Annotated in this window: 23 protein-coding genes and 1 tRNA gene; 10 read left to right on the top strand and 14 right to left on the bottom strand. The window is 49.4% G+C overall.

Features of this window, described 5'->3' with window-relative positions; genetic code table 11:
• Positions 1 to 13 precede the first annotated feature (13 nt).
• Positions 14 to 583, bottom strand: coding sequence for a DJ-1/PfpI family protein (locus EHT87_RS22670; RefSeq protein WP_124908969.1), 570 nt, complete (start codon positions 581 to 583; stop codon positions 14 to 16).
• A gap of 297 nt (positions 584 to 880) precedes the next feature.
• Between EHT87_RS22670 and EHT87_RS22675 the strand changes: the two genes are divergently transcribed.
• Positions 881 to 1,081, top strand: a complete 201-nt coding sequence (locus EHT87_RS22675) for a hypothetical protein (RefSeq protein ID WP_124908970.1) — start codon at positions 881 to 883, stop codon at positions 1,079 to 1,081.
• Between the two features lie 210 nt (positions 1,082 to 1,291).
• On the opposite strand, the gene EHT87_RS22680 is transcribed toward EHT87_RS22675, so the two are convergent.
• The gene (locus EHT87_RS22680; RefSeq protein ID WP_185716327.1) at positions 1,292 to 2,767 is read right to left on the bottom strand and encodes an SLC13 family permease; all 1,476 of its coding nucleotides are present in this window, start codon (positions 2,765 to 2,767) and stop codon (positions 1,292 to 1,294) included.
• A gap of 522 nt (positions 2,768 to 3,289) precedes the next feature.
• Here EHT87_RS22680 and EHT87_RS22685 point away from each other — a divergent pair.
• Entirely contained in the window at positions 3,290 to 3,505 is a 216-nt protein-coding gene (locus EHT87_RS22685) for a hypothetical protein (RefSeq protein ID WP_124908972.1), read from the top strand.
• 209 nt (positions 3,506 to 3,714) lie between these two features.
• Here EHT87_RS22685 and EHT87_RS22690 read toward each other — a convergent pair whose 3' ends face one another.
• From EHT87_RS22690 to ubiE, 5 genes are all read right to left on the bottom strand, one after another.
• Positions 3,715 to 4,485: a hypothetical protein gene (locus EHT87_RS22690; protein WP_124908973.1), complete on the bottom strand. Its 771-nt coding sequence runs from the start codon at positions 4,483 to 4,485 to the stop codon at positions 3,715 to 3,717.
• A gap of 332 nt (positions 4,486 to 4,817) precedes the next feature.
• A complete protein-coding gene (locus EHT87_RS22695; protein WP_185716328.1) occupies positions 4,818 to 5,780 on the bottom strand; it encodes a LytTR family DNA-binding domain-containing protein in 963 nt (320 codons plus the stop codon).
• Positions 5,781 to 6,499: 719 nt separating this feature from the next.
• Positions 6,500 to 6,574, bottom strand: a tRNA-Val gene (locus EHT87_RS22705).
• 172 nt (positions 6,575 to 6,746) lie between these two features.
• Positions 6,747 to 7,487 (bottom strand): type IX secretion/gliding motility protein PorT/SprT, encoded by a 741-nt coding sequence (gene porT / locus EHT87_RS22710; protein ID WP_124908975.1) that lies wholly within the window; start codon positions 7,485 to 7,487, stop codon positions 6,747 to 6,749.
• Positions 7,433 to 8,158 (bottom strand): bifunctional demethylmenaquinone methyltransferase/2-methoxy-6-polyprenyl-1,4-benzoquinol methylase UbiE, encoded by a 726-nt coding sequence (ubiE, locus tag EHT87_RS22715; protein WP_124908976.1) that lies wholly within the window; start codon positions 8,156 to 8,158, stop codon positions 7,433 to 7,435. The genes porT and ubiE overlap by 55 nt, the downstream gene beginning before the upstream one ends.
• 276 nt (positions 8,159 to 8,434) lie before the next feature.
• Between ubiE and EHT87_RS22720 the strand changes: the two genes are divergently transcribed.
• From EHT87_RS22720 to EHT87_RS22735, 4 genes are all read left to right on the top strand, one after another.
• On the top strand, positions 8,435 to 9,733 hold the full coding sequence (locus tag EHT87_RS22720; protein WP_124908977.1) for a Gfo/Idh/MocA family protein: 1,299 nt from the start codon (positions 8,435 to 8,437) through the stop codon (positions 9,731 to 9,733).
• Between the two features lie 119 nt (positions 9,734 to 9,852).
• The gene (locus EHT87_RS22725) at positions 9,853 to 10,956 is read left to right on the top strand and encodes an LBF_2804 family protein (RefSeq protein ID WP_124908978.1); all 1,104 of its coding nucleotides are present in this window, start codon (positions 9,853 to 9,855) and stop codon (positions 10,954 to 10,956) included.
• Positions 10,957 to 10,988: 32 nt separating this feature from the next.
• On the top strand, positions 10,989 to 11,972 hold the full coding sequence (locus EHT87_RS22730) for a nucleoside hydrolase (RefSeq protein WP_124908979.1): 984 nt from the start codon (positions 10,989 to 10,991) through the stop codon (positions 11,970 to 11,972).
• A gap of 116 nt (positions 11,973 to 12,088) precedes the next feature.
• Positions 12,089 to 12,412: a hypothetical protein gene (locus EHT87_RS22735; RefSeq protein WP_124908980.1), complete on the top strand. Its 324-nt coding sequence runs from the start codon at positions 12,089 to 12,091 to the stop codon at positions 12,410 to 12,412.
• 41 nt (positions 12,413 to 12,453) lie between these two features.
• Here the strand turns inward: EHT87_RS22735 and EHT87_RS22740 are convergent, their stop codons facing one another.
• From EHT87_RS22740 to mutY, 4 genes are all read right to left on the bottom strand, one after another.
• Entirely contained in the window at positions 12,454 to 14,010 is a 1,557-nt protein-coding gene (locus tag EHT87_RS22740) for a M20/M25/M40 family metallo-hydrolase (RefSeq protein ID WP_124908981.1), read from the bottom strand.
• Positions 14,011 to 14,418: 408 nt separating this feature from the next.
• Complete coding sequence (gldE, locus tag EHT87_RS22745; protein WP_124908982.1) at positions 14,419 to 15,747, bottom strand: gliding motility-associated protein GldE; 1,329 nt, start codon at positions 15,745 to 15,747, stop codon at positions 14,419 to 14,421.
• A gap of 32 nt (positions 15,748 to 15,779) precedes the next feature.
• Positions 15,780 to 16,328, bottom strand: coding sequence for a single-stranded DNA-binding protein (locus EHT87_RS22750; RefSeq protein ID WP_124908983.1), 549 nt, complete (start codon positions 16,326 to 16,328; stop codon positions 15,780 to 15,782).
• Positions 16,329 to 16,379: 51 nt separating this feature from the next.
• On the bottom strand, positions 16,380 to 17,468 hold the full coding sequence (mutY, locus tag EHT87_RS22755) for an A/G-specific adenine glycosylase (RefSeq protein ID WP_124908984.1): 1,089 nt from the start codon (positions 17,466 to 17,468) through the stop codon (positions 16,380 to 16,382).
• A 142-nt stretch (positions 17,469 to 17,610) separates the two neighbouring features.
• Between mutY and EHT87_RS22760 the strand changes: the two genes are divergently transcribed.
• The 3 genes from EHT87_RS22760 to EHT87_RS22770 all read left to right on the top strand — a co-directional run bounded on the left by EHT87_RS22760 (position 17,611) and on the right by EHT87_RS22770 (position 20,828).
• Positions 17,611 to 17,916 carry an HU family DNA-binding protein gene (locus EHT87_RS22760; protein WP_124875949.1) on the top strand — a complete coding sequence of 102 codons (306 nt, stop codon included), beginning with the start codon at positions 17,611 to 17,613 and terminating at the stop codon, positions 17,914 to 17,916.
• A 79-nt stretch (positions 17,917 to 17,995) separates the two neighbouring features.
• On the top strand, positions 17,996 to 18,838 hold the full coding sequence (locus EHT87_RS22765; protein ID WP_124908985.1) for a tetratricopeptide repeat protein: 843 nt from the start codon (positions 17,996 to 17,998) through the stop codon (positions 18,836 to 18,838).
• Positions 18,839 to 19,265: 427 nt separating this feature from the next.
• Positions 19,266 to 20,828 (top strand): Rne/Rng family ribonuclease, encoded by a 1,563-nt coding sequence (locus tag EHT87_RS22770; RefSeq protein ID WP_124908986.1) that lies wholly within the window; start codon positions 19,266 to 19,268, stop codon positions 20,826 to 20,828.
• A gap of 106 nt (positions 20,829 to 20,934) precedes the next feature.
• Here the strand turns inward: EHT87_RS22770 and EHT87_RS22775 are convergent, their stop codons facing one another.
• From EHT87_RS22775 to EHT87_RS22785, 3 genes are all read right to left on the bottom strand, one after another.
• Positions 20,935 to 21,996 (bottom strand): NAD-dependent epimerase/dehydratase family protein, encoded by a 1,062-nt coding sequence (locus tag EHT87_RS22775; RefSeq protein WP_124908987.1) that lies wholly within the window; start codon positions 21,994 to 21,996, stop codon positions 20,935 to 20,937.
• 70 nt (positions 21,997 to 22,066) lie between these two features.
• Positions 22,067 to 24,010 carry a KUP/HAK/KT family potassium transporter gene (locus EHT87_RS22780; RefSeq protein ID WP_124908988.1) on the bottom strand — a complete coding sequence of 648 codons (1,944 nt, stop codon included), beginning with the start codon at positions 24,008 to 24,010 and terminating at the stop codon, positions 22,067 to 22,069.
• 173 nt (positions 24,011 to 24,183) lie between these two features.
• A complete protein-coding gene (locus EHT87_RS22785) occupies positions 24,184 to 25,524 on the bottom strand; it encodes an Nramp family divalent metal transporter (protein ID WP_124908989.1) in 1,341 nt (446 codons plus the stop codon).
• Between the two features lie 208 nt (positions 25,525 to 25,732).
• On the opposite strand from EHT87_RS22785, the gene EHT87_RS22790 reads away from it, so the two are divergent.
• Positions 25,733 to 26,386 carry a metal-dependent transcriptional regulator gene (locus EHT87_RS22790; RefSeq protein ID WP_124908990.1) on the top strand — a complete coding sequence of 218 codons (654 nt, stop codon included), beginning with the start codon at positions 25,733 to 25,735 and terminating at the stop codon, positions 26,384 to 26,386.
• Positions 26,387 to 26,391 lie beyond the last annotated feature (5 nt).

A 26,391-nucleotide genomic window follows, 5' to 3' on the forward strand; every position in this document is an offset into this window, starting at 1 on the left:
GGCGTCTCGGCTTCTACTTTTCCACAAGTTCCGCTTTTTTGAGACAGGCAAAGACTTCGCGGTAGAACTCGGGGTGTGATTGCCAGGTCTGTGCGGTGACCATATTGCGGTCGCAGACGGCCTGTTGGGTCGAATACGTACCACCACCCATCTCGATTTCCGTACGCACATGTTCGTATGCGGTTAGAGTTCGGTTTTTGGCTAATCCGGCGGTGACCAGAATCTGGATACCGTGACAAATTGCAAAGACCCATTTGCCCTGCCGGTCAAACGCGCGGACTACTTCCAGCAGCGCGGCATGGTTGCGCAGGTATTCGGGGGCGCGGCCGCCCAGCAGCAGAATGGCGTCATAGTCGTCTACAACCACCTCTTCAATCGCCAGATCAGAAGCCAGGCAATAGCCGGGACGCTCGATGTAGGTATCCCAACCGGGTTCAAAATCGTGCATCACCAGGTTAAGCCGGCGTTTGCTGGGGGCGGCAATCACCGCCCTATCGCCTTCTTCCTGAAAGCGGTGAACGGCATAGAGGGTTTCGTAACTTTCGCCACCATCCCCGGTGACGATCAGGATTTTGCGATTCATGAAGCAAAGTAGTTAGAACTTGGGATGTTAATAAAGCCATTTTACCCGGCTCAACAACCAAAAGCCACTAAGCTGGTGCATCCTACCTACCCATTAAAATTCTGATTGGATTTTCGTGCTCACTTTTAAAAACAGGGAGTGTCCACCGTCCCTGCTGCCAAACCCCCTAGAGAGCCTTTAGCCGTTAGCAGCATAGCAATGGAACCATGATAACAGAGCCACTTACCTACGGCGAGATTCTGGCAAAAGCAGGGACTATATTAATTCTGATACCGGATAACCAACGAGACTAAACCTATGCGCTACGCCCGAATTAACACCAAACGCCAACTTCTTGCGGATTTGTTTACAGGAAAAGCGGAGACATTATGGGCCTACAAAGGTAAACAGGAACAAAAACAGCGTTCTTCCCGCCGGGCGGCTGATGCTACTACAAGAGCGGTAAAATACCGGGTTAATTTAGAGGACAGTCATACGCTACTAATTGATGAAGAGTAGGCTCAATAGTGAAAAGTTGGAAAGCTAATGGGCATAGTATAAGAGACTATTGAACCACGAGTTGCCAATTTTGGATGGGTTGAATGAAGTGTGCCGTTTTTTAGATTTCATATTCCAGCTTCACTGAAATTCAGTGCACCTTTTGTTGCCACATTCCGGTCGTAGTCAGTACGCTTACAAGGCAACCAATTCCTCGTGTAATCACGGTCTTTATTTCCAAATAAGTAGCCGGATCATCATGGATACGGCTGTGATGATACCGATGCCAGCAACGTCGAGCAGCAACCCTGCGTTGCGCATGTCAGCCGCCCGGATCCGCCCGCTTCCAAACACGATCGTATTTGGCGGGGTTGCTACGGGGAGCATAAACCCGAGCGACGCAGCCAGCGTGGCGGGCACCATCAGCATTAATGGGGGCAGGTGGGTTACTTTTTGAATGGCTATTAAAATGGGTAGCACCAATTGTATGCAGGCCACATTGGACGCCAGTTCGCTAATGACACAAACGATAACGCAAATGCCAGCGATCACAACAACGGGGGGAGCATCCTTTAAAAAAAGCAGTTCTTGTGCGAGCCAGGTGCTTAGCCCCGACTGATCGCAGCCTTTTGCCAAAGCAAAACCACTGCCCAACAAGAGGATGATGCCGATCGGAAGTTTCTTGGCTTCTTCCCAGCTCATCAGCATTTTTCCTTTCTCATTTTTCGAGGGGATTAGAAATAGTAAAAATGCCATTGCAATAGCCACCGTGCTATCCGTAATAAACGAAGCCTGTGTACCTAAAAGATGGCTCCAGCCGGTTATATGAAAAGATCCAAAATCTATATCCTTTCGGCCAAACCACAAGTAGGCGGTACTAACAAAAACCGCAAATACGATCTTTTCTTCAAAAGCCATTTTGCCCAATTGCCGTAGGGAAGCAACGAAGTAACTGCGGTCGAATACAACTTTTTTGGCATGGCGTAGAAAGGAGAATTTAAGAATAAAAAACGCCATGATCAACAATAGTAGGGCAATAGGAAAAGCCAACACAAACCAGCTGACAAAGTTCATGTCGTGGGCTTCTTTGTAAGCATCTAAGTATATTTTGTAGAAAGCAAGATTCGTGGCCGTTCCCACCAGTGTCGCCATGCCACCAATGGATGCCGCGTAAGCAAGCCCCAGCAGCATGGCCTTGGCGATCGCATTTTTTTGAAAAGGAGACAGGTTGTGTTTTTCCACCTGAATGATAATGCCCAGCACCGCCGAGAGCATCATCATGACGGTTGCCGTATTCGACACCCACATGGAAATAAAAAAAGTAGCGCCCATTACGCCCGCCAGCACGGTGGCCGGGTTGGTTCCCAGTTTCGATAAAATGGACAAGGCAATCCGCTGATGCAGGTTCCAGCGTTCAATAGCAAAAGCCAGCAGCACGCCCCCAATAAATAAAAAAATGGTTTGATCCATATATTGCGCTGCCACCGTTTGGGAATCGGCTATGCCCAGTATAGGAATAAGGATGAAAGGCAGCAAGGCCGTCACGGCCAGGTCGGTTGCTTCGGTAAGCCACCAAATGGCCACCCATACGGTCACCGCAGCCATTCTGGTAACCTCGGGATGGCCAGGGTTTAAGTCAGCAAAAAATAAAACAAGGAAAAACGCAGCTGGTCCGGCTAGGAGCGCACTAAAAGGGGCAAGTTTCACAGAATTTCGGTTCAGGCAGTAAAGCACGTAAATAATTCTGTAACAAATCGTTATTATTTTGAACTTCACATGAAAGAAGGAATCTTTGGGAACCTGATGAAGAGAATGATTTCAAAATCACCCTTTACGTACAAAATGATTAACAGGTAAATGCCTCAGCCAATAAAATTAATAAACCGAGTTATAGCCATTTTGAAGAGGCCATTTAAGGGTAGGACGATCATTGTCAGTATTATACACAAATCGTTGATTGGCACTCTCTTCAGGCATTTCCTTAGCAGGGGCAATAAACGCTATACTTTATCATCTTTAGCCTAGGAACCGCTCCCAACATGCTGAATAACTCAGCACAACCTTCTTATTTGGCAGCTTTAATACGGGTACAGGCATTGACGGTCGCCATTAATTCCATGATGCAGAAAACTTGATTGGTCGCCCAACCTTTCCAGGAATGCCCCAAAGCGACTCATCGACAGTCCGCGACGGTTCGAGTAACGATTCGCGGAACTGGTATTCAAATTTTTGGAGTCTTCCCTGGCTGCCATCACCTTTGCTTCCAGTAAACAACCCGCAGCCATCAATGGCTCATCCACACCGATCAACATGTTCCATTCCATTGCTCAAAAGAACACCACCGCACGCCTGAAGGCGTTAGTTGCCACCAGCAAAACCGCCCTCTATCTGGCAGCGTATTTTCCTGCCAGGAAACTAGCCCGGTTCATTACGAGGTTATGTTAATTGACATCCCTAAATAGGGTGCGACTGGCCGCATCGGCCCTATAGCTCAAGCTTTCGTACATCGTCTTAATAGGGTGCAACTTCTTTAGAAGTTGCACCCTATTAAGTTAAATCAGACCTTTAAATTATCAAATCGCCATAGCTGATCGTAGAAAAACGGTCCACTCAGGTATCATGAAGAAATGCTCCAGGCTTGATCGCAAGCACTCCTACCGGCAGGTAATGGTATAATCCACCACACTATATTGGCCATTCGCTACTTTTTGATATCGTCGAGTTCGTGTACCTGATTCATCGAAGATATACTTATACGTACTGGAGCTGGTGCTCGTACCATCGCTGCTAATCACCTTGACAGGAAGATTTCGGCTGGACTTGCCCCGGTAAGGAAACGGGTTAGGTAAATTCGGCTTGGTGAGATCATATTCGTAAATCGTTACATAAACGGGAGAATTGGGATAGGTTGACTTCGTTTCCTTACGCACCATATTGCCGTTTTCAATCGTATAGGTGGTCGTGTAATCTCCATCGACTTCTTCGACCAGAAATCCTTCCTCATTGTACTTTAGTCCGTCCCGACCCAGCAGCCCTTGTTTATTCAGGGGGAAAGCGTGTACCTGTTTATCGAACCCCAGATGTGTGGAGGTGTCGATTAGCTGGTCGGCGGTATAGGCAAAAATTTCCTGACCGCCGTTGCCTCCAAAGCTAAAGGTGGACCAGTTGTATTGGATAAGCCGGTTTTGCTCATCGAATTTATACACATCGGAGGCCGATTTGCCAATCTTTACAGTCTCACCATCCAACACCGCCGTTTCGTCTCGACTATACGCGTCCGGACCGGACGATTTTTGATCGATTGTAAGCGTCAGTACCTGACAGCTGGGGTTTTGAAGAGAAGGCTGATGATCCTGCAGGCTACATCCATCCAGAAGGAGAACAAGGCTGGCCGAAAAGAAGGCCATTCGGGTAAAAACGTTCATTGTAGATCGGGAGGTTTTGTGTTGGATTCGTGAGAGTAGAGTGTAATTCATCAAAAAGGTGTAAACGGAATAAACAAATATTGACTTTACCAGATCATCGTAAGCCAGCCTAAAGGGCTAAACATAGATAGTATGTTAGGAGCTGAAAACCCCTCTACTCCGCAAACCGGGCAGGAGAAGATCCCCTGACCGGTTTTATTCGTATCTATCGTCATTTTATAATCAACGCAGAAAACGACCTAAAACTAGCTTATTCACCCGATTGGGTAAACTGACCGCGTATGAAGTGATGAAAAAAGGGGTTGAATTGTCGAAAGAAAAAGCCTTCGATCCTAAGCCTGACCCGGGTTACGGTCCGGATGGGTAATGGGAGCCTGGAGCCAGTTTCGAAATTCCGACAAACGGGTGCGGGCCAGGGAAACCGTCAGTTGCTGGAACGGCGCTGTCAGATTGATGATGTAATTGTTGTTGCCGGTGTGGACATAGCCTTCCACAAAAGCCCGATTCACCACCGCTCCGCGGTTGACCCGGAAAAACTGCCGGGGATTCAATTCAGCCTCCATTTCGGTCAGGGTTTTTACAGTCAATTGATAGATGCCCTGCCGGTGATGGGCCAGGCAACGGGGGCTGTCAATGGTAATCAAACCCACTTCCGAAACTAGAATCGTCGTTTTCCCTTTACTGGATTGGGCGTTCAGGCGCTTAGCATAGCGTTCTTCTCGTTCAGCAGGCACTTCTCTTTTATCCTGTTCCTGCTGCCTGCGCCAATACAACAAGTCATGCACTAGCGAAGCGGTGACGATGCAGTAGCCCAAAACCAAGTTTAACACTGAATAAAGGGCCACAATTTTGGGGCTTTGATAAGGCGCGATCAGAAAGATATTCAGATACGTTTTCCAGGTTAGGCCACCGAAGCCTTCATCCAGTGGAACTTCCAGAAAAAAACGAACCGTTTGGGTAAAGGGGCTGACAATAAAAAACACAACCAGCAGGAGTGGTAAAAGTGACAGATAATAATGGCCTAACCCAAGTGGGGTCAGGCGGACAAAGTGAATGGGAAGCAGCCGGTGGTAAACCCACAAGAGCTTTTGTAACCCGAACAAAGTCACCAATTCCGGAATAATCGACGTAGTTTCAAAGCAGGCCAGCCAGCCCCATCCACCTAGTCGGTCGGCCAGGGCTTTCTTAAATTCAAAATGATTAATATAAAGAGTGATTTGGTAAAAGCTAATAATGGCCAGCAAGAACCCCGCCATGTGCCAGAACCGTTGACTGTACTCGAACGTTAATGGCATTCCTTGATTGGGGTTATGTGATGGGCGGTCAGTGTTAAATGGTACAAATAACGGTTTCAAAATAGCATAAGGGTAAAAGCTGCGTCCCATCTTAGGTAATCTGATCAAGGTACTTTTTGCGTAAATCCTGTCCCAATAAGCCAGATCAGACCAAAAGGCTGGTTGGCAATTTGAATATATATCGGTAAGCGAATCAAAAGGTGAAAGATAAAAGAAGAAAAGGAAACTATGGTTTCAATTCATTCGTCCGGTATGGGTTGCAAGGCCATACTGACTTGTTTTCAAATTACCTGCGGTACGAATTAGCCAAACCAAGAATCTGAGCAATCGCCATCTGAGCGAAAGTCTTAAATAAAAGAGCCTGCCAAATTTTATTTAGCAGGCTCCTGTTTTCAGTGAAACCCGAAAGAAATTTGCGGCAGATTTAAGGATTTACTTAAGGGTAGTCCGCAGGATGACTCCTACCAATGCTGATCAGGAGTTGTAATCTTGATCAGCCCCACACTTTTTCAAACACCAGCCTGTAATGATCCATCGTTTCACGCTCGAAACACACCCGCTTTGGGCTCACCCGAAAAGCCGCAATTAAGTCCCGGAAAGGCTTATTCGTCAGCAAACGGAGCAAGGGGAAAACGAGCGGAGACGAGGAGTAGACGGTGGAGAAGTGTAAACCAACAAAAAAGCACTTACAAATTATTGTAAGTGCTTGATTTGAAGGGTGGGAGTTGACGGGTTCGAACCGCCGACCCTCTGCTTGTAAGGCAGATGCTCTGAACCAGCTGAGCTAAACTCCCTTTTTACTGTTTCCCGCTGACCGTTTCCCGTCGTTTGGGAGTGCAAATATAGCGGCCTGGCTAGTCATTCTGCAAGCATTACGCCAAAAAAAATCAACTTATTTTACAACCGATTCAGCGTCAGGGCGTTTGAAAGGCCCTTGGGTGATTAAGCAGGCGGCTTTTCCACTGCTTACTCAAAGTTTAGATACAAAGTCACCGTGTGCGTTCGTAATTTCTGAAGGCCAATGTTGGCGTTGTTGCCCTGATTGGGTTCAAACAGATTGACCAGCCCGTGGGAAAACCGGATTTCGGGTGCAAATTTGAAAAATTCGAAAAATTGCTCAAAACCAATACCGTATTCAACCGTAAGATCCCGGTTTTTAGTCAGCAAACGGCTTGAACCGGCTACTTCGCGCCGGCGAACGTTGGTTTCGATCCCGAGCGACCCGCCACCGACGACGTACATCCGTGAATTCATCCGTCTTTTGGATTTGTACTTCAGCAAAACCGGAAACTCCAGCCAGGTCGACTCGCGTACTTCTTTTCGGCTGGTTCCACCCGGATATTTGTACTCGATAGACCGCGAATACAGCGAAACGGCGGGCGTGACCCGGACATCGAAATGATCACTCAAAATGGTACTCATCACAAAGCCGACCCGAAAACCGACGTTGTTGGGCGAATAAAGCTGATGAGCCGAATCGGAACTCACATACGCATCGCTGTATTTAATGTTGAAGCGCGTAGCAGGAGCCGCAAATAAAAAACCGTAGCGAATGGTCTTGTCGTCGTAGTCTTCCAGGTGAATCCGACGATATTTCATGGTCGATTGCGCCCGCAGATCAGGGCAAATCAGCGCCAGCAGTAAACAGACTGCTATACTTTTTTTCCGGTGTAAATAGAGCAAATGCCAAATGTAAGAGGTATCCATCGTGTTTGCGTAAATCCTGCCTGTTCAAGAACCCGGATAAAATCGGGGCCGTCTGGAAATGCCTGCATCGACTCGGGCAGATACGTATAGGCCGAAGCGTCTTTCGATACCAGTCGGCCGATCAACGGCAGGAAACGAGTTGTGTAAAAACTAAAAAATTGCTTGAACGGAAATTTACGCGGCTTCGAAAACTCCAGTACCAGGCAGGTGCCACCCGATCGCGTAACGCGGTGCATGTCGGTTAGCCCTTTGAGTAGATTTTCAAAATTGCGTACACCAAACGAAACGATGACGGCGTCGAAAACATTGTCTGCAAAGGGTAATCTTTCCGAGTCACCGGAACGAAGCTCAATTTTAGCGTCGAGACCGAGTTTCCGGATTTTCTCCCGGCCAATCGCCAGCATACCTTCCGAAATGTCAACACCGGTTATTTTTTCGGGCTGTAGTTTCAGGGCCTCGATGGCAAAATCGCCCGTGCCGGTGGCAATGTCCAGTATAGTTTTGGGCTTCTCCACCTGCAACAGCTGAATGGCTTTTTTGCGCCAGATAATATCGATTCCGGCGCTGAGGAGGTGGTTCAACAAGTCGTACTTCGGCGAAATCGAGTCGAACATTTCCTCGACCTGCTCACGCTTGCTGGTATTTTTATCTTTATAAGGAACAACGGACATAAAATGAATGGGCTGGATGACTGGTTAGCGGGATTGATGGTTAAAAATGGTTGAATAAATAAGGGTCAAAACGGCTGGTTTACTGGCTACTAGAACATTAGCAACGATACCCATTCAACCTTTTTTAGCCACCAAACCATTTCACCCATTCAACACGATAACCACCTAAATCATTTTACAAAGGTACATTCAAAACCGGGGGTTTAGTCAGAAAGTTTGTGATTACCTGTCAGATTCCGTAGTTTTCGAGGACTATTTCTACCCGATACGAGACTTATGAACCGTTCTGATTTTTTGAAAACATCGGCACTTGCCGGTGCTGCGGTGGTAACCCGTCCGTTGATCACGCTGGCCCAGCAATCAACGTATCGCACAGCGCTGGTTGGGGCTGGCTGGTGGGGCAACAACATCCTGCGGTGTGCTATGCAGTCCGGGCAGTCGAAGCTGGTCGCGCTTTGCGATGTCGACAAGCGCCAACTGACCAAAACCGCCGACGAGTTTAGTAAACTGACCAGCGACAAACCGAAAATGTACGGCGATTTTCGTGAGATGCTATCCCGCGAAAAACCCGAAATCGTCATAGTGGCTACCCCCGACCACTGGCACCCGCTCATTGCCATCGAAGCCATGAAACAGGGCGCGCACGTGTACGTGGAGAAGCCAGTTGGACATACCGTCAAGGAAGGTCGGGCGATGGTCAATACCGCCCGCCAAACCGGTAAAGTATGCCAGGTAGGAACGCACCGGCGGGTTTCTCCGCACAATGTTTCCGGGATGGAGTTTCTAAAATCAGGCAAAGCCGGTAAAATCGGCATGGCCCGCGCGTTTGTGCATTACGCCGGTGGGCCGGGTCAGAAAGTACCCGATGAAGAAACACCCAAAGAACTGGACTGGAACTTCTGGTGTGGTCCGGCTCCGTTGCGGCCTTATAACCGTACCATCCATCCACGCGGTTTCCGCAATTACCTGGATTATGCCAACGGTACGCTGGGCGATTGGGGGATTCACTGGATGGACCAGATTTTGTGGTGGACCGAAGAAAAATACCCAAAAAAAGTCTTTTCGACCGGCGGACGCGCCATTAAACAGGACAACACCGATGCGCCCGACCATCAGGTGACCAGTTATGAGTTCGAAGACTTTACGGCCGTTTGGGAACACCGCACGTTTGCGGGTAATAATGCCGAGAAAACCCATCCGCAACAGGCCGTCGGCGTTTATTTTTACGGAACTGAAGGTACATTTCATATGGGCTGGATGGACGGCTGGACCTTTTACCCGGCCGACGCAAAAAAACCGATCATTCACCAGGACCCGCAACTGAATAAACCCGATGACCAGAATATCGCCCAGCTCTGGGATGATTTTCTGAAAGCCATCAAAACCAAAAGTACACCCACCTGTGACATCGAAATTGGCCACCGGTCCACCAACATGGCTTTGCTGGGCATGTTGTCGTATAAACTGGGGCGTAGTGTTGAGTGGGATGGTGAAAAAGAAGTAATCAAAGGCGACGCCGAAGCCAATAAGCTCCTGAGCCGCGATTACCGGGGCGAGTGGAACTATCCGGTGTAAGTCGGTACCCCCGGACTTTAGTCCGTGTTTTTCGAAACCGGTTTCACGGACTAAAGTCCGGGGGTATGCAAACAGCTTGCCTGTTAATCCAGTTATAGTAAAAGTAAGCTGTCAATTCCATGTCCGACTCAACCGATTCCACTGGCGATCTCGACCAGGCCACTGCAGGCCGGACAACACTGCGTTATTTGGCTCGTGCCATGCACACCGATCACCCGTCCGATGAGCCCTTTGTCCTGAACACCGCGGAACGACACGCCATCTACCGGATAAAGGGAGCAACCATGCTGGTGTCTTCCGCACTGGGTGTTTTTGGTATATGGGTTTTTTATCTGCCGCATTCACTCTGGGGGGACTGGTTTGCGGAAACTCACACGGCTTTGGGCGACTGGCCGCTGATCAGTATTCTGTTTGCGGTTTTGGTACTTTACCTGGTTATCCACGCTTTATTACTGGTTCATACGGGGGCGATTCGTCTCATCGAAATGACGTGCCAGTTTCCGCGTTTTCATGATTCATCGTTTGCCCGTCATTTGAATCAACTGGCCGAAAACAGCCCTCCGCGAAGTCTGTTCCGGCTTCGGATGAGCCCCCGGCCGTTGTTACACTGGACCATGCCCGGTTATCTCATGACGGTTCTGTTGCTGGCTTTCGTCGCTAATGGCGTTCTGCAATTGCTTCTCCGGAGTTGGAGCGAACGGGCGGTTTCACCGATCGTTATCGTTTTGACGAGCACGCTGGTGGTTGCCATCGGAATCAGCCGGGCGACGTACCAAATCCTGCAACAAGCCCAGATCCGGGTTATGGCCCCGTTGACCATTCGGCAGTTTACCAACGAACTGGTCGAAGAATTCGGTCGTGAAACCACGTTTCGGCAACTGCTTCCCGCCGTATTGCACTACGCTGCCGTTTCTTCCAGGCCCGACAATTATCCCCATTTATTGCTCAGAGAAGCCGTTATGGCCCGGTTTTCTATCGACCCCGAAGCGGGAACGCGAGTGAAAGCGGAAGACGTGCCCGGCCAACTGGCCGACTGCTCCGTTTCGGTGCGCCGGGGACTGGAACGGCTCTTTATTTTTACCATTCTCCTGGATGGTCATCTAGCCCCGCTGGAGCGAAGCCGGTTCCGGCAATTGCAAAACGCGGGCTTGCTGACGATTTCCGAAACGGATCTGGAGTCGATTCGCCGAAATTTTGTCAGAGGAGAGGGGTTGTGGGTGTAATTTCGGAAATTGGCCGCAAATCGATACATCCCATGAAACCCTTCCTAATCCTTTTCCTGGTAACCTTTTCCCTGGTTTCGTTGGCCCAGAACCGGCCCAAACAGCCCGTTGCCATCATTCTGGACACTGACATTGGGCCCGACTACGATGACGTTGGCGCGATGGCGGTTTTGCACGCGCTGGCCGATCGGGGAGAGGCCCGTCCACTGGCGGTTATTGCTTCCAACAAACACGAACTGGTGGTGCCAACTATCGATGTTCTGAACACGTATTTCGGTCGTCCAAACCTGCCGACGGGCGTAACCAAGGGGCCGGGCGTGGTGGATGGCGCCTGGCAGAAATGGCCTGAAATGCTGGTTGCTGCCTATCCGCACACCAGGCGGTCGAGTAATGATGCGCCGGATGCGGTAACGACATACCGCCAGATTTTGGCCAGCGAACCGGACGCCAGTGTCACCATCGTTACTGTCGGTTTCCTGTCTAACATGGCCAATTTGCTGGATTCCAAACCCGATCGGTATTCCAGGATGGGTGGGAAAGAGTTGGTAAAACAAAAAGTGAAAGAACTGGTATCGATGGCGGGCGCTTTTCCGAAAGGACGTGAATTTAACGTGTACAAAGATTCAGTGGCTTCCGAAAAAGCCTTTGCCAACTGGCCGACCCCGGTCATTTTCAGCGGTTTTGAAATTGGTAAGCAAATTAAAACCGGTCCGCGTCTGGTGGCTAATTCGACCCTGAAAAGCCCGGTGAAGGATGTATTTGCATTCTGTATGCCAAAAACAAAACAGGACGCCGACGGGCGGATGAGTTGGGACCAGACGGCGGTTTTGGTCGCCATCCGGGGTGTTGAACCGTATTATGGGCTGAAACGGGGCCGTTTTGTGATCAATGGCGGCACCAATTCCTGGGAGGATGATCCGAACGGCCCGCATTATTACCTGGTCGAAAAAATGCCGGTGGCGCAGGTTACCGAAGTAATTGAAACGTTAATGATGCACCAGCCAGTGAAGAAGTGAATCGGTAGGGTTTAGAAAGAAAGGAGAACCGCTGTTTGCATTTTTTTGCGATCCGGGTCTGGAAAAATAGCACGATGTTTGCTAATTTTGAAGTACCCATCGTACAATCAGACAGGATGAAACAGCGCTTCACCAACTTTGCTGGCCGGGTTCAGCTTCGAATCACCCGGTTTGGAATAAAAGAATGGATTTTATTGATCTATTTCTTTGTTCAACCGCTCGTTTGGCAACAATGCATCGACGGCTTTGACTATGCCTGGCATTTGCTGCAAATCGCGAGTTTATTTGCCACTGCCGATATTGCCGAACACATCATTGGCTCCTTCCAAAACCAGGTCGAACGACGTCAGTTACTGACCCGCATTAAAGAATGGGGGCTGGTTGTTTCGGCCGCAGCCTTCCTGATTTTACTGGTAAAAAGTGTGTTAATTGGGTTGTAACCGATCGTTACAACCCGGATTAGTTCTATTGACCAGACCAATCAGCGACCTGCGTCGGCGGCACCCGTAGTTTTCTTTAGCGGGATTTTCTGATCGCGCATAGCCGCATTGTACACGAACGAGGCTACAACGGTAGCTGCCTGCTTCAGATCATCCGCAATCAGGTGATCGTAGGTGTCCATGTTCGTGTGGTGCGTGCGGGTGCTGTATTCGATACCGTCCTGAATAAATCCAAAACCGGCCAGCCCGACCCGGTCGAACGAAACGTGGTCAGTTCCTCCGCTGCTTTTGGGGGCAATGGTCGTTGCGCCTAAATCATGGAATGGTTCCAGCCATTTGGCGAAGATCGGTCCTGCCGCCGTGTTGTTTTGCAGATAAATGCCCCGGATTTTACCAGTTCCGTTATCGACGTTGAAATAAGCCGCCAGTTGTTCGCCTTCTTTCGTGAGTTTATTGGTGGCCGGATCCACAAAGTGTTTCGTTACATAATTCTTGGAGCCGTGTAAACCCTGTTCTTCTCCGCTCCACAGGGCAATCCGGATGGTACGGCGGGGTTTCAGCCCCAGCGTTTTCAGAATCCGGACGGCTTCCATCATCACCGAACAACCGGCGGCATTGTCGGTTGCGCCCGTCGCAGCGTGCCAGGAGTCCAGGTGAGCACCGAGCATCACCACTTCTTCTTTCAGTTTAGGGTCCGAACCTGGTATTTCAGCCACTACATTATACCCCTTTGTATCGGTTGTGTAAAACTTGGTTTTTACATCCAGTTCCAGTTTAATCGGTATGCCGGCTTTGGCCATCCGGCTCAGCGACAGATAATCTTCTACGGAAATCGTCAGGTCGGCGAGTTCATCATGTGCAATACCGCTGGCGGCATTGGCAAAATCCCCACTGACAAACAGCGTACCGTCTTTACTGAGTTGGCTGGTGTTCAGAATCGCCAGTGCTCCGCCCTGTTTGGCCAGTTTGCGCATTTTCTGGTTGAAGGCGTTACGGGTTCGCATGGCCTGAATCAGACTGCGGTAGGAGGAGTCGCGGGCGACGGATTCATCCTTCGCCATTTTTTCGAGATCGGCGTCCGTAAACCGTTTCGCATCGGCGGTAAAAGAAGGGCTGATGGCGAACGGTTGATGAAGCAGAATAACTTTATTTTTGAGCTTGTCACGGTATGCCTCTAAAGCCGTTGTGTCCGACTCGTCGATGTACAACACCTCGGCTTGTTGCATTTTTTCCGTCCCTCCGCTCCAGGCCCTCGGCACGGCGATGATGGTTTTATAATACGGCGCTGTCATGGCAATGTAGCTGCGTTCAATTTCCCAGCCCTTGCCCCATTCGCCCCACGATTCCAGTCTCGCATTTTGCAGGCCCCATTCCGCCAGTTTGTTTTTCGACCAGTTGGCGGCTTTCATAAAACCGGGTCCCTGCAGGCGCGGGCCGTTGACGTCGGTCAGGTAAAAAGCGGTTTCCATCACTTTGGAGCGGGTTAGCCCTTCTTCCCGGATTTTTTTAACGACCGCTGGATCCGGTTTATCATCCTGTGCGAATGAAGCAATCGAAAAACTGGTCAAAAAACTTAGCAGTACTAGTCGCCTTTTCATCGATAGAAACGTTTAGGTTGTGTTACTAAAGTACTAATTCGAGCGCCTACTATCTACTTTAACTAACTGATTGTTTGTTAATTACAATTTGATCTGCAAATAGGTACAATACCGCTAAAACGTAACGAATGACGCGCCGGAACGGAGTAATTTTTGCATCGTGATTTAGCCGACTGCAGCTTTAAGGGTGGGGCTGCTGAACAGGTCTTCCGGGCAGAACCGTTTTAACGGTTTCGTTTTAAAATAGCATACCGCGGTGGCAGAATTGCGGTTAAGATTGTGGGCTGATATACTTTCTGTAAAGGTTGACGACCATCCGGTTTTTATGGACTATCGGAAACGCGCTGATCTCTTCTTTCCGCCCTTGGGGCCTTTCTGGACGGAGACTTAAAACGAATTGCTGGCTGATTATGTGTTGGGCTCCTGTCTGACAATCTCTACGTTTTGAATCCGTTTATCATCGGCAGAAAGCACTTTAAACGTAAACTCACCATAACTAACCTCCTGCCCCGTTTCGGGAACGCGGGTAAATAACTCCAGCAGCAAACCGCCCAGTGATTCGCTTTCCCCTTTTACTTCATCGAAATAGGTAATGTCAACGTGCAGGACGCGGCAAACATCCGTCAGGAGGAGCTTGCCTTCTACCCGGATGGTCTGTTCATCGATGCGCTGAAAAGGAATGGGATCTTCCTCGTCGAATTCATCGTTGATGTCACCAAAAATCTCTTCAATGATGTCTTCCAGGGTAATCAGGCCCCTCGTACCGCCGTATTCATCCACCACAATGGCCATATGAACCCGGCGTTTTTGAAAATCCTGCAGCAGATCGTCTATTTTTTTGGTTTCCGGAATGAAAAAAACCGGTCGGATCAAGGTTTGCCAGTGAAATGAATCATCGCTATCCAAATGGGGGAGCAAGTCCTTGAGGTACAGAATGCCTTCAATTTCGTCCAGCGATTCCTTATACACCGGAACCCGGGAATAACCCGACTGGTTGATTTGCGTCATCAACTCCGTAAAGGTTAATTCTTCGCTGAAAGCGGTAATGTCGACCCGGGCCCGCATAGCCTGTTTGGCCGTAAGGTTGCTGAAATTGACAATGCCTTTGATCAATTCACGCTCTTCCTGGGTTGATTCACTGCTGGTTAGCTCAACAGCCTGGTTGAGTTCGGTCATGGAAACCTTGTAACCCCGGCGGTGAATACGCTGATCGATCACACTCGTCAAACTGACCAGCAATACCGACAAAGGGCGGAACAACGTCGAAGCGACTGCCACCAGCGGAGCGGTTCGCCGAGCCACCGACAAGCTGTTCTGGCTGGCATAAACTTTGGGAATAATCTCACCAAACAGCACAATCATCAGGGTCAGGGCCGTGGTCAGGCTGGCCAGAACCCACCCGGATGTGGGGTCGAGCTGGGTTAGTTTCCAGACCAGATACGTAACGATTACGACAATGGCCAGATTTAATAAATTGTTGAAAATGAGAAGAGACGCCAGCAAACGCCGGGGTCGGTCGAGCAGGTGCATGATCCGCCGTTCGGCTGCGTCGTCGCTGCTGCGACAAGTCGCCCGGTCGTCGGACGAAAGTGAGAAAAAAGCCGCTTCCGAAGCGGATACAATGGCAGCAAGTGCCAGTAATACCATCAAAATGGCGGCATAAGGGCCATAAAAACTAAGATAGGTGCCCCAGGTATCAGCCAGGAGCACCTTACTCGAAAGTGGATCGCTATCCATGTAATTGCGTATAGGTGAACAAAAGCACAGGCTTAGAACGGCAAATCGTCGTCACCTGCGTTATTCATGTCGTCGGGCACCGGTTCCGGTTTGCGCGCTGCCGGAGCCGCCTGTCGGGCGGGAGCGGGCTGTGGAGCCGGTTGGGGCTGGGCCTGTCGGGCGGGAGCGGGCTGTGGAGCCGCTTGTTGGCGGGGGGCCGGGGCGGCTGATTCGGCGTAAGACTCGCCACCACCATCGGCACCATCCTGACGGGCACTGCCGAGAAACTGGAACGTGGTGGCCCGAACCGTCAATGAGAAACGCTCCTTGCCATCACGGTCGGTATACGTTTCGGTTTTCAGCCGGCCTTCGACATAAATCTGGTTTCCTTTACGGACGTATTTTTCAATGGTTTTAGCCTGATCATTCCAAACTTCGACGCGAAACCATTCGGTTTGGTCGACTTGCTCTCCGGTGCGGGTGGTATAGCGTTCGTTTGTGGCAACGCTAAATTTGGCTACAACCGACCCACCATCGAGGTAGCGGACTTCGGGATCGTTACCAACATTGCCAATCAGAATCACTTTGTTCATGCTTGCCATAAAACGGTAAATAAAATGATGAATGGATAATAATGTACTAAGTAAAAGTAGTCAAAATCGAAGACTTTTCAAATAGTCAACGACTAAAATTGGCTTTGGTAACCGTTCTGTTTCAGATGGTTTACAAAAAATTAGCCCGTCTGGCAACACCACTTTTCGACCCTCCGGAACCTCCACCAGCCAGAACCGTGCCCGGATCTTTTGATGGGATAAAACCTGGGTTCGTTCGTCGGATAAACCCTTCAAAATGCCTTCCTGCAAGACCCAGTTCAGCGTCTTTCCTTCCGGTAATTCCCGAAACGCTTCCAGGGGTTCCTCGGTTTCAATCAGGCAAAAATCATACAGGTGCTGCCAGATATCTTTCTGGGTTCGCTCTTTCAAGGCAATCCGGTCGCCCTGGCGGATCACAATGTAGTTGAAATAGCGTTCACGTACGGCGGTTTTTTTGCTTTTGACCGGTAACATCCGTTGCCGACCCGTCAGATACGCCTGACAGCGCTGTTGCAGCGGGCACAGGAGACAATCGGGCGAAACAGGCGTGCACTGAATAGCACCAAATTCCATGATCGCCTGGTTGTAGGTAGCCGGATTGTCAGACATTTGAATGAGTTGGTTAGCCAACACCGAAAATGTTTTTTTCGCTCCCGTTGTCGTAATATCTTCTTCAATGCCGAAAACCCTGGCCAGCACGCGGTAGACATTTCCATCTACTACGGCCACCTTCTCCTGAAAGGCAAAAGACGCAATGGCGGCCGCCGTGTAGGCACCAACACCGGGGAGTTTTAGCAAATCCAGGAACGTTTCAGGAAAACGACCCGCCAAATCACCGGCAACGTACTGGGCGGTTTTGTGCATATTCCGGGCTCGGGAATAATAACCCAGGCCCTGCCAAAGCCGCAACAGATCACGCTCGTCGGCGTTGGCCATTGCCTGCACGCTGGGATAGGCAGCCACGAAGCGCTCGTAGTAGGGACGCCCCTGCACAACACGCGTTTGCTGGAGGATAACCTCTGATAACCAGATGAAATACGGATTTTGGGTGTGCCGCCACGGCAAATCCCGTTTATGATGTTCATACCACTCCGTCAGGGTAGTAGCAAAACCGGCTGTTGAGTCGTCTGAGTCTGAAAACCAATCCAAAACAATTCGTAACTTGGTGTTGTTGAGAAGAAAAAACAAGGTAGAGTGTTTTTTCTCTAACAGGAAAAATCTACCTTTGTGCTCCCAATTTAGAGAGGCTTTTTTTTCAACAACTGATTGAACCTTAAAGTTTAGTACGAACGTGACGAAAGCAGACGTAATCGCAGAAATTGCCGAGAAGACAGGAATCGACAAGGCAGATGTTCAACACACCATTGAGACATTCTTTACCGTAATTAAGAACAATCTGGCGAAGAATGAGAACATCTACGTGAGAGGGTTCGGTAGTTTCATTAACAAAAAGAGAGCCCGTAAAGTGGCCCGGAACATCTCCAAAAATACGGCGATGGTCATTGACGAACATTTTATCCCGAGCTTCAAGCCGGCCAAGGTGTTTGTTGAACAAGTAAAAACCCAGGTTAAACGGAACGAAAACGTTTCTGCTTAATCGTTAGACAAAAGAGATGAGATGTTAGACAAGAGAAAAGAATGTCGTATCTCTTGTCTGATTTCTCATGTCTGTTACCATGAATAAATCTATTTTTCTCGTCATCGGTGTAGGCGTACTGTTGACGGCAGGCTTATACAGCTTGCCGAATGTAGTTGTTCGTAACGAAGACCGGAAACTGACCAACGAACGAACTACGGATGCCACCAAAGCCGTGCGTGATACGGCGGTTTTGCGTACCGATCGTTCGGACCTGCATACGGCCAGCCTTTCGCCCGACCAGCAGAAGGAACTCAACCGGTTGAGCGGCCGTTTCAGATCCGTTGATGACAAACAAAAACCGGTGGTCGGTGCTGAATTGATTCAGGCTTACCGCAAAGTGAGCCGTTTCGACAGTGCAGCCCGAATCGCCGAACAACTGGTAACGTTGGCTCCAACCGAGGCCAATTTACTCCGGGCCGGGGATTTATACTATGAAGCCTACGGATTTGCCGTTGACAATCAGAAACTGGCCGATCTGGGCAAGAAGACCCGGGAATTTTATCAGAAAGCACTCGATAGCAATCCTGGTTTGCTGGCTGCAAAGGCTAATATGGCGATGACGTATGTTACGACCGAAACGCCCATGCAGGGAATTATGTTGCTGCGTGATGTTCTCAAGGAAGATCCCACCAACGAACTGGGGTTGTTCAATATGGGTCTGTTGTCAATGCGTTCGGGTCAATACAACCGGGCGGTGGAACGGTTTCGGTCTATTCTGACCAGCCATCCGGACAACACTAAGGCGCAGTTTTACCTGGCTATCAGTCTGAGCGAAATGGGCCGGAAAGAAGAGGCTCGAAAATTGCTTGCCAACGTGAAAGCGCGGGAAAAAGACCCAACGATTCAGGCAGCAGTTAAAGAGCTGGAGAAGAATTTGTAAAATTGAATGGATTCGAGGGTTCAATGGCTAAAAATGGTTTGAATGGGTAAAGAATGGTAGTATGGTTAGGATGGTTAAGAATTTAGCCATTTCAATTGTCGCGCTATTCAACCCTTTTTAACCATTCAAACCATTTTAACCATCCCGCCATTCAACCATTTTTAACCATAAAAAATAGTTACCATTATGCCTTGCGGAAAGAAGAGAAAACGTCACAAAATTGCTACCCACAAGCGGAAGAAGCGTCTGAGAAAGAATCGCCATAAGAAAAAATAAGGTAAGCCGCCTGTGGGCGGAGTGTTACCATACGGGCCGGACAATCGGGGAACTTATTCGCTTGTGCAACGGGGAAATACCCTGGATGCCAACGAACCGATTGCCCGGCCTTTTTATTTATTTTCGGGCCACTTAACCGCATATTCATCTTGTGAGTAACGAATTAGTCATTAGTTCGACTCAGAAAGGTGATCGGATAGCACTTTTGCAAGACAAAAGACTGCTGGAATATCACGTTGAAGAGTCGGACAGCAGCTTTACCGTCGGCGATATTTACTTAGGAACTGTTAAAAAATTAGTGACGGGCCTCAATGCGGCATTTGTCGACATTGGCTACGAAAAAGATGCATTTCTGCATTATTTGGACTTAGGCTCCAACATTAACTCGCTTAACAAATTCACAAAAGACGTTATCGCCAAACGGACCAATACCGGCCGGCTGAATAATTTCAAGCTGGAACCCGAGATCGACAAACTTGGGAAAATTGATAAGGTATTGAGTAAGAACGCACCCATTCTGGTGCAGGTTGTCAAAGAACCCATCTCGACCAAAGGTCCGCGCTTATCCTGCGATATCTCCATTGCAGGGCGGTATCTGGTATTGGTGCCCTTTGCCAATACGGTCAATATGTCCAAAAAAATTACGGATAAAGCCGAACGGACGCGCCTGATGCGCCTGATGTCGTCGATAAAACCGCAGAATTTTGGGGTTATCGTCCGGACGGTGGCACAGGGTAAAGACGTTGAAGAACTGGATCGTGACCTGACTAATTCCCTCGAAAAATGGGAAAAAGGGATTGCACTCCTGCGCGACGCCAAACCCCGCGACCGGATTATTGGCGAGATGAACCGGGCTTCATCCATCCTCCGCGACATGCTGAACGAATCGTTCGACAGCATTACCGTCGATACACGGGAGATGTATGATGAAATTAAAACGTACATTCACACCATTGCCCCCGAAAAAGAGAAAATCGTCAAGTTCTATACGAACAACAAGATGAAGGTTTTCGAACAGTTCGGGCTGGAAAAACAGATCAAATCGCTGTTTGGACGGTCGGTAAGTCTGCCAGCGGGCGGTTATCTGATCATCGAGCACACGGAAGCGCTCCACGTCATTGACGTGAACAGTGGTAATAAATCGAATTCCGAAGAAGACCAGGAGGCTACGGCTGTTAGCGTTAACAAAGAAGCCGCAAAAGAAATTGCCCGCCAGCTTCGGCTGCGCGATATGGGTGGAATCATCGTCATCGATTTTATCGATATGAAGAAACCCGACAATAAGAAGATGATTTTCGACGTGATGCGGGAGGAAATGAAAACCGACCGCTCAAAATTCACCATTTTGCCGTTGACGAAGTTCGGTCTGATGCAAATTACGCGGCAACGGGTGCGGCCGGAAATCAATATTGTTACCAAAGAAGTTTGCCCAACCTGTGGCGGCACCGGTACGATTCAGGCCAGTATCCTGATTACGGACGCCATCGAGCAGAATTTAGAATATATTCTAACCCGCCAAAACGAGCCGGGCGTGCAGATCATGATGCACCCATACCTCTACGCCTATTATACCGCGGGCTGGTGGTCGAAGCAAATGCAATGGTTCATGAAGTATAAAACCTGGGTGAAGTTGATCAAAGACAGTTCGTTCGGAATCAACGAATTCAAGTTTTATAACAAGCAGGGTGAGGAAATTGAGGTGACAACCGCCTGATGTCGTTTTCGAGCCTTCTTATAGTGCCAAAAGCCACCTTTTCGGGTGGCTTTTGGCATTCATAGCGGTAACGGGGCGAACCGGTAATAGCAAAAAGCCGTTTTCGTTACTTCAAAATCGGTTCGAGTGCGGCCCGGTTTTCGTCGAGCCACTTCGTAATATCGGTGACAATTTCTTTCATTCCCAGCTCCGGTTTCCAGCCGGTCAGTTTGGTCACCTTCGTGTTGTCGGTGATGTAAAGCCGGATGTCGGCCGCCCGGTTTTCGGCAACACTACTGATGGGAATGGTTTTGCCGGTTACTTCCTGACAGATTTTTGTCAGTTCCTGCAACGATGCGCTGCTTTCATTGCCACCACCCGCATTCAGGATTTGGCCGTTGACCTGGTCGATGTTGTGGAGTTCCCAATCGATCAGGCGGTAAAGGTCGGCGATGTGGAGCATGTCGCGGGTTTGTTTGCCCGTACCGCCGTAGCCAATGTAAGCGAGTTGCTGCTCAAAATAATGCTTGGCAATCCAGAGAACCATCACGCCCTGATCGACTTTTCCCATCTGCCACGGCCCGGTAATGACTCCGCAGCGGTTGATGACGGTTTTCAGACCGAAAAATTCCTGATACTCCTGAATAATGAGTTCCGACGCCAGCTTGGTGGTGCCGTAGAGGGAACGAGCGCCGTCGAGCGGGAAATTCTCGGCAATACCTTTGGACGAAACGCCCGGAACCGGTTGCTCGTCGGAAAGAACAAAGCGGGTTTCGTGCTCATCGAAGTTCAGGGTTTCGATGGTTTTGATGGGATAAACCCGGCTCGTGGAAAGGAATATAACGTTGGCTTTGGATTTTAGTGCAAAATTGAGGCAGTTGACCGTACCAAACAGGTTGGTATTGATCAGATAATCGGGCGTTCCGGTCAGACCGGCCAGCACCGATGGCTCGGCAGAGGCTTCGATGAGCGTGTCGACGGGCGGAATGGGATCGAAGTCTTCCTTGTTCCGGATGTCGCCGTGCACAAACTGAATACCGGCTTTGGTCAGGCGGGCTACATTCAGTTCGGAACCTTTCCGTTTGAGGTTGTCGAGAACAAAAATTTCGTACTGTGGATAGTCGGTTTTGAGAGACAAAGCCAGTGAGGAACCAACAAAACCAGCTCCGCCGGTGATCAGTATTTTCATTTAAGTAAAGAAGTTAACCTGTTATTTACCAGCAGGTTGTGTGGCTATAACGTAAGGGAACAGATGAAAACTAGGTATCGATTCGTTTGAGTTTGATGTTTTCGACCGGGCGGATAACCAGCGGCACTTTTTCGATTTTCACGGCACTGCTGTCAAGTCCGAACCAGCGATCTTCCGGCGTTGTAAACCCTTTGACAAAAAAGTAAACATCCATCACAATGCGTTCCCGCAGCGGAAGATCGTTTTCGAAAGAAAGGAATTTTTCAAGTACCACAAACCGGAAATCGCCAATTACATTCTGGCGGCTGAGTGATTCGTAGCGGCTCGTAATATCCACTTCTTTATTCTTTACCATATCCTCGATAACCCGCCGGAAAAAGAGGTTGATCCGTTGCTCAATTCGAAAACCCAGCCGGAAAGTAACCTTGTAGACATCATCGGGCGCAATGGTATTCACTTTGTATTCCATCGTATACGGATCATCGGTCGTGTCGACGTGGATGAACCAGTAAATATCCGCCCGTTTAGGCCGTTTCTGAAAGATGGAATAGATGACTTTCGATTCAATTTCGGCCGCCCGGGCCGCGTTGCTCATAAAAACCAGGTGCGTTGCATATTTCGGAATACTAATATCGCGGCTGAGTTCTTTAAACGGCTGAATGTATTGGTCAATTTTGACGTACTCCGTCAACCGCAGCTTGATTTTGTTGGCATTCAACCAGATGATCATGATACCCGCCATGACCCCGGCAATGAGCACCGATACCCAACCGCCGTGGGTGAACTTCGCCAGATTAGCAATCAGAAAACTCGTCTCGACGACCAGGTAAAAAATGAGAAACAGCAGTACAAACCACGCGTTATATTTATGGGAGTACATGTAGTAGCTAAACAGAATGGTACTCATCAGCATGGTGAGTGTGATGGCCAGGCCATAAGCCGCTTCCATGCGTGATGACTCCTGAAAGTAGAGAACCACCCCGACACAACCCGCGAAAAGGAGCCAGTTGATACTGGGGACATACAATTGACCCTTTTTATTGGTCGGATACCGAAGGCGAACTTTCGGCCAGAAATTGAGCCGGATGGCTTCGCTGATGAGCGTAAAGGCACCAGTGATCATGGCCTGACTTGCAATAACCGTGGCCATAGTGGCAATCACGATACCGGCAAAGAGAAACCATTCGGGCATTAATCCATAAAAAGGATTGCGGTCACCGAGGGGCTGACCTGCCAGACTTTCTACAAAAGCGCCCTGACCAAAATAATTGAGCAACAGACAGGCTTTCACGAAGGCCCAGCTAACCCGGATATTCCCCCGACCGGTATGGCCCATATCGGCATACAGAGCCTCCGCGCCGGTTGTCGACAGAAAAACCGCTCCCAACAGCCAGAACGCACCGGGGTAGTCATTTAGAAAATGATAAACATACAGCGGATTAACGGCCTGTAGAATCGATACGTCACTGGCAATCTGCAACACACCCAGCGTTCCGAGCATGGTAAACCACAACAGCATGATGGGGCCAAAGGCGGTGCCTACGACACTGGTTCCGAACGTCTGGATTAGAAACAGGAAGGCCAGAATACCGAGCACAATCGGTACGGTAGGAATGTCGGGATAGAGAATACGAAGTCCTTCGATGGCCGATGAAACCGAGATCGGCGGAGTAATAATGCTGTCGGCTAACAAGGCGCTACCGCCAATGATGGCCGGAATCGTCAGCCAGCGGGCGTGTCGCCGAACCAGGGCATAAAGTGCAAACGTGCCCCCTTCACCCCGGTTATCCGCCCGCAGTACCAGAATGACATACTTGATGGTGGTTTGTAAGGTGATGGTCCAGAAAATGCAGGAAAGTGCTCCCCTGACAATGTTTTCCTGGATGGGCTGATCGGTGCCGACAACAGCGCGAAGTACGTATAGGGGCGAGGTGCCAATATCGCCGTAGATGATACCCAGTGCCACCAGCAGACCTGCTGCCGATACTTTATCCAGGTGCCTTTTATCTTCCATAGAGAATAAACGCCGAACTAAAATAAGTTCGGCTGGTGAAATCCGGGTAAAGATAATGCTAAAAAAAGGAGAAAGGAGAAGGCAAGGCTGGAAAAAGGATTGACTCCCTTTCACTCCGGCTGTAAGACCGCTTTCTTTCCTCTTTTGTTTATTTTAAATCCCGGTTTTCTCCATTAAATCGTTCCCGCCAGCAAAACTACGTTCAGAATAATAATCAATCCGGCAACGCCCCAACTTAAAATAGTCATCCAGCGGGGATTGACGAAGGCTCCCATTTTCAATTTGTCACTCGTGAACATCACCAGCGGCACCACGGCAAAACTCAGTTGGACCGACAGAACTACCTGACTGAAAACCAGCAACTCCGAGGTGCCATGCTCGCCGTACAGAATGGTGACGATCAAAGCCGGTACAATGGCAATCAGCCGGGTGATGAGTCGGCGCAGCCACGGTTTCAGCCGGATGTTTAGAAAACCTTCCATGACGATCTGACCCGCCAGCGTTCCGGTTAGCGTCGAATTCTGGCCCGACGCCAGCAGCGCTACCGCAAATATGACACTGGCCAGCGTGGCACCCAGCAGGGGGTCGAGCAGGCGGTGGGCATCGGTGATGTCAGCGACCTGATGATTGCCGGAAGAATGAAAGGCTGCGGCTGATAGAATCAGAATGGCCGCATTGATAAAAAAAGCCAGAAACAAAGACAACGTGGAATCAATGGTGGCAAACTTGATGGCATTTCGGCGACCGCTGTCGGTTTGGGCAAAATTACGGGTTTGAACAATGCTGGAATGCAGATACAGGTTGTGGGGCATAACGGTTGCGCCCAGAATCCCGATGGCGATGTAGAGCATATCGGGATTGGTAATCACTTCTTTTTGCGGAACAAGGCCACCCAAAACAGCGGCAATTTCGGGTCTGGAAAGGATAATTTCGTAGACAAAGCAGAGCAGAATGAGAAAAATCAGTGCGCCAACGATGCTTTCGAGCCAGCGAAAACCTTTGTTTTGCAGATACAGCAGCAGCAACACATCCAGTGCGGTAATGCAGACGCCAACCGAGAGCGGGATGCCAAACAGCAGATTCAGGGCCAGTGCCGACCCGATTACTTCCGCCAGATCGCAGGCGGCAATGGCAATTTCACACAAAAACCAGAGCGCAATCGAAACCGGACGGCTGAAGTGATCACGGCAGGCCTGAGCCAGATCGCGGCCCGTTGCAATCCCCAATTTGAGCGAAAGGTGTTGCAGGAGCATCGCAAACAGGTTGGAAATCAATATGACGGATAGCAAAGTATAGCCAAAACGTGATCCCCCGGCGATGTCGGTGGCCCAGTTGCCGGGATCCATGTAGCCAACGGCCACCATCAAGCCCGGACCGGCAAAAGCCAGCAGCCGCTTGAAGAAAGGACCGGTTTCCGAAACGGGAATACTGGCGTGAACTTCAGGTAATGATTTCGCTACATTTTCGGACTTCCATCCCTGTGCCATTGTAGAAGTAGGTTCTTGCGTTATCATAGCGTTAGACAGCTACAATTTTATTCTTTCGTATTAACTCAACAAATATATCAAATGTTTCTAAATAAAAATTTAGACTAGTCTAAAAATTTTTTGAACGGTAATAAAAATCTAAATTTGCGGGTAGAAAAAAACAGGGGTCTGTACCCACTGACATTCTGCGTCTTAGTAGAAAGAGATTGGAGGGATTGAATTCCGTCCTGCGTCTATGCATTCATTCACGGAAGAAAATTATCTAAAAACGATTTATTACCTGGCTGCCCGTCAGGAAGGGGAGGTTACGACCAATTCACTAGCCGAAATGACGGCCACAAAGGCGGCTTCGGTGTCGGACATGCTGCGGAAGCTGGCGGAAAAACAACTGATTCATTATAAAAAATACCAGGGCGTACGGCTCACGGAAGAAGGCGAACGGCTGGCCTTAAAAGTAATTCGGCGGCATCGGATCTGGGAAGTGTTTCTGGCCGAGAAGCTGGGCTTCGGCTGGGATGAAGTGCATGAGATGGCCGAAGAACTGGAACACATTCGTTCGGAAGAGCTGGTTAGGAAACTGGACGCCTTTCTGGGCTATCCGCAGTTTGATCCCCACGGCGATCCGATTCCTACGCCGGCGGGGCAGATGCCAACCGTCGAATACACCAAATTGTCGGAGGTGACGGTGGGTGCCGAAGTGCAGGTGATGGGCGTACTGGAACATTCGCCGGAATTTTTGCAACACCTCGATAAAACCGGGTTGAACCTCGGTTGCCGGGTGCTCGTTCAGGATGTCAACGCATTTGATAAATCCGTTTCTGTACAGATTAACCACCAAAAAACGTTGTTTGTCAGTAATGAAGTGGCCCGGAATTTATTGGTCAACTAGACGTT

The sequence above is a fragment of the Larkinella knui genome (assembly GCF_003858645.1).
GTDB classification, from domain to species: domain Bacteria; phylum Bacteroidota; class Bacteroidia; order Cytophagales; family Spirosomataceae; genus Larkinella; species Larkinella knui.

Coding starts and splice junctions, on each gene's coding strand:
- EHT87_RS22670 (WP_124908969.1), bottom strand. CDS start 583: ATGAATCGCAAAATCCTGATCGTCACCGGGGATGGTGGCGAAAGTTAC.
- EHT87_RS22675 (WP_124908970.1), top strand. CDS start 881: ATGCGCTACGCCCGAATTAACACCAAACGCCAACTTCTTGCGGATTTG.
- EHT87_RS22690 (WP_124908973.1), bottom strand. CDS start 4,485: ATGAACGTTTTTACCCGAATGGCCTTCTTTTCGGCCAGCCTTGTTCTC.
- EHT87_RS22695 (WP_185716328.1), bottom strand. CDS start 5,780: ATGCCATTAACGTTCGAGTACAGTCAACGGTTCTGGCACATGGCGGGG.
- porT (WP_124908975.1), bottom strand. CDS start 7,487: ATGGATACCTCTTACATTTGGCATTTGCTCTATTTACACCGGAAAAAA.
- ubiE (WP_124908976.1), bottom strand. CDS start 8,158: ATGTCCGTTGTTCCTTATAAAGATAAAAATACCAGCAAGCGTGAGCAG.
- EHT87_RS22720 (WP_124908977.1), top strand. CDS start 8,435: ATGAACCGTTCTGATTTTTTGAAAACATCGGCACTTGCCGGTGCTGCG.
- EHT87_RS22725 (WP_124908978.1), top strand. CDS start 9,853: ATGTCCGACTCAACCGATTCCACTGGCGATCTCGACCAGGCCACTGCA.
- EHT87_RS22730 (WP_124908979.1), top strand. CDS start 10,989: ATGAAACCCTTCCTAATCCTTTTCCTGGTAACCTTTTCCCTGGTTTCG.
- EHT87_RS22735 (WP_124908980.1), top strand. CDS start 12,089: ATGAAACAGCGCTTCACCAACTTTGCTGGCCGGGTTCAGCTTCGAATC.
- EHT87_RS22740 (WP_124908981.1), bottom strand. CDS start 14,010: ATGAAAAGGCGACTAGTACTGCTAAGTTTTTTGACCAGTTTTTCGATT.
- gldE (WP_124908982.1), bottom strand. CDS start 15,747: ATGGATAGCGATCCACTTTCGAGTAAGGTGCTCCTGGCTGATACCTGG.
- EHT87_RS22750 (WP_124908983.1), bottom strand. CDS start 16,328: ATGGCAAGCATGAACAAAGTGATTCTGATTGGCAATGTTGGTAACGAT.
- EHT87_RS22765 (WP_124908985.1), top strand. CDS start 17,996: ATGAATAAATCTATTTTTCTCGTCATCGGTGTAGGCGTACTGTTGACG.
- EHT87_RS22775 (WP_124908987.1), bottom strand. CDS start 21,996: ATGAAAATACTGATCACCGGCGGAGCTGGTTTTGTTGGTTCCTCACTG.
- EHT87_RS22780 (WP_124908988.1), bottom strand. CDS start 24,010: ATGGAAGATAAAAGGCACCTGGATAAAGTATCGGCAGCAGGTCTGCTG.
- EHT87_RS22785 (WP_124908989.1), bottom strand. CDS start 25,524: ATGATAACGCAAGAACCTACTTCTACAATGGCACAGGGATGGAAGTCC.
- EHT87_RS22790 (WP_124908990.1), top strand. CDS start 25,733: ATGCATTCATTCACGGAAGAAAATTATCTAAAAACGATTTATTACCTG.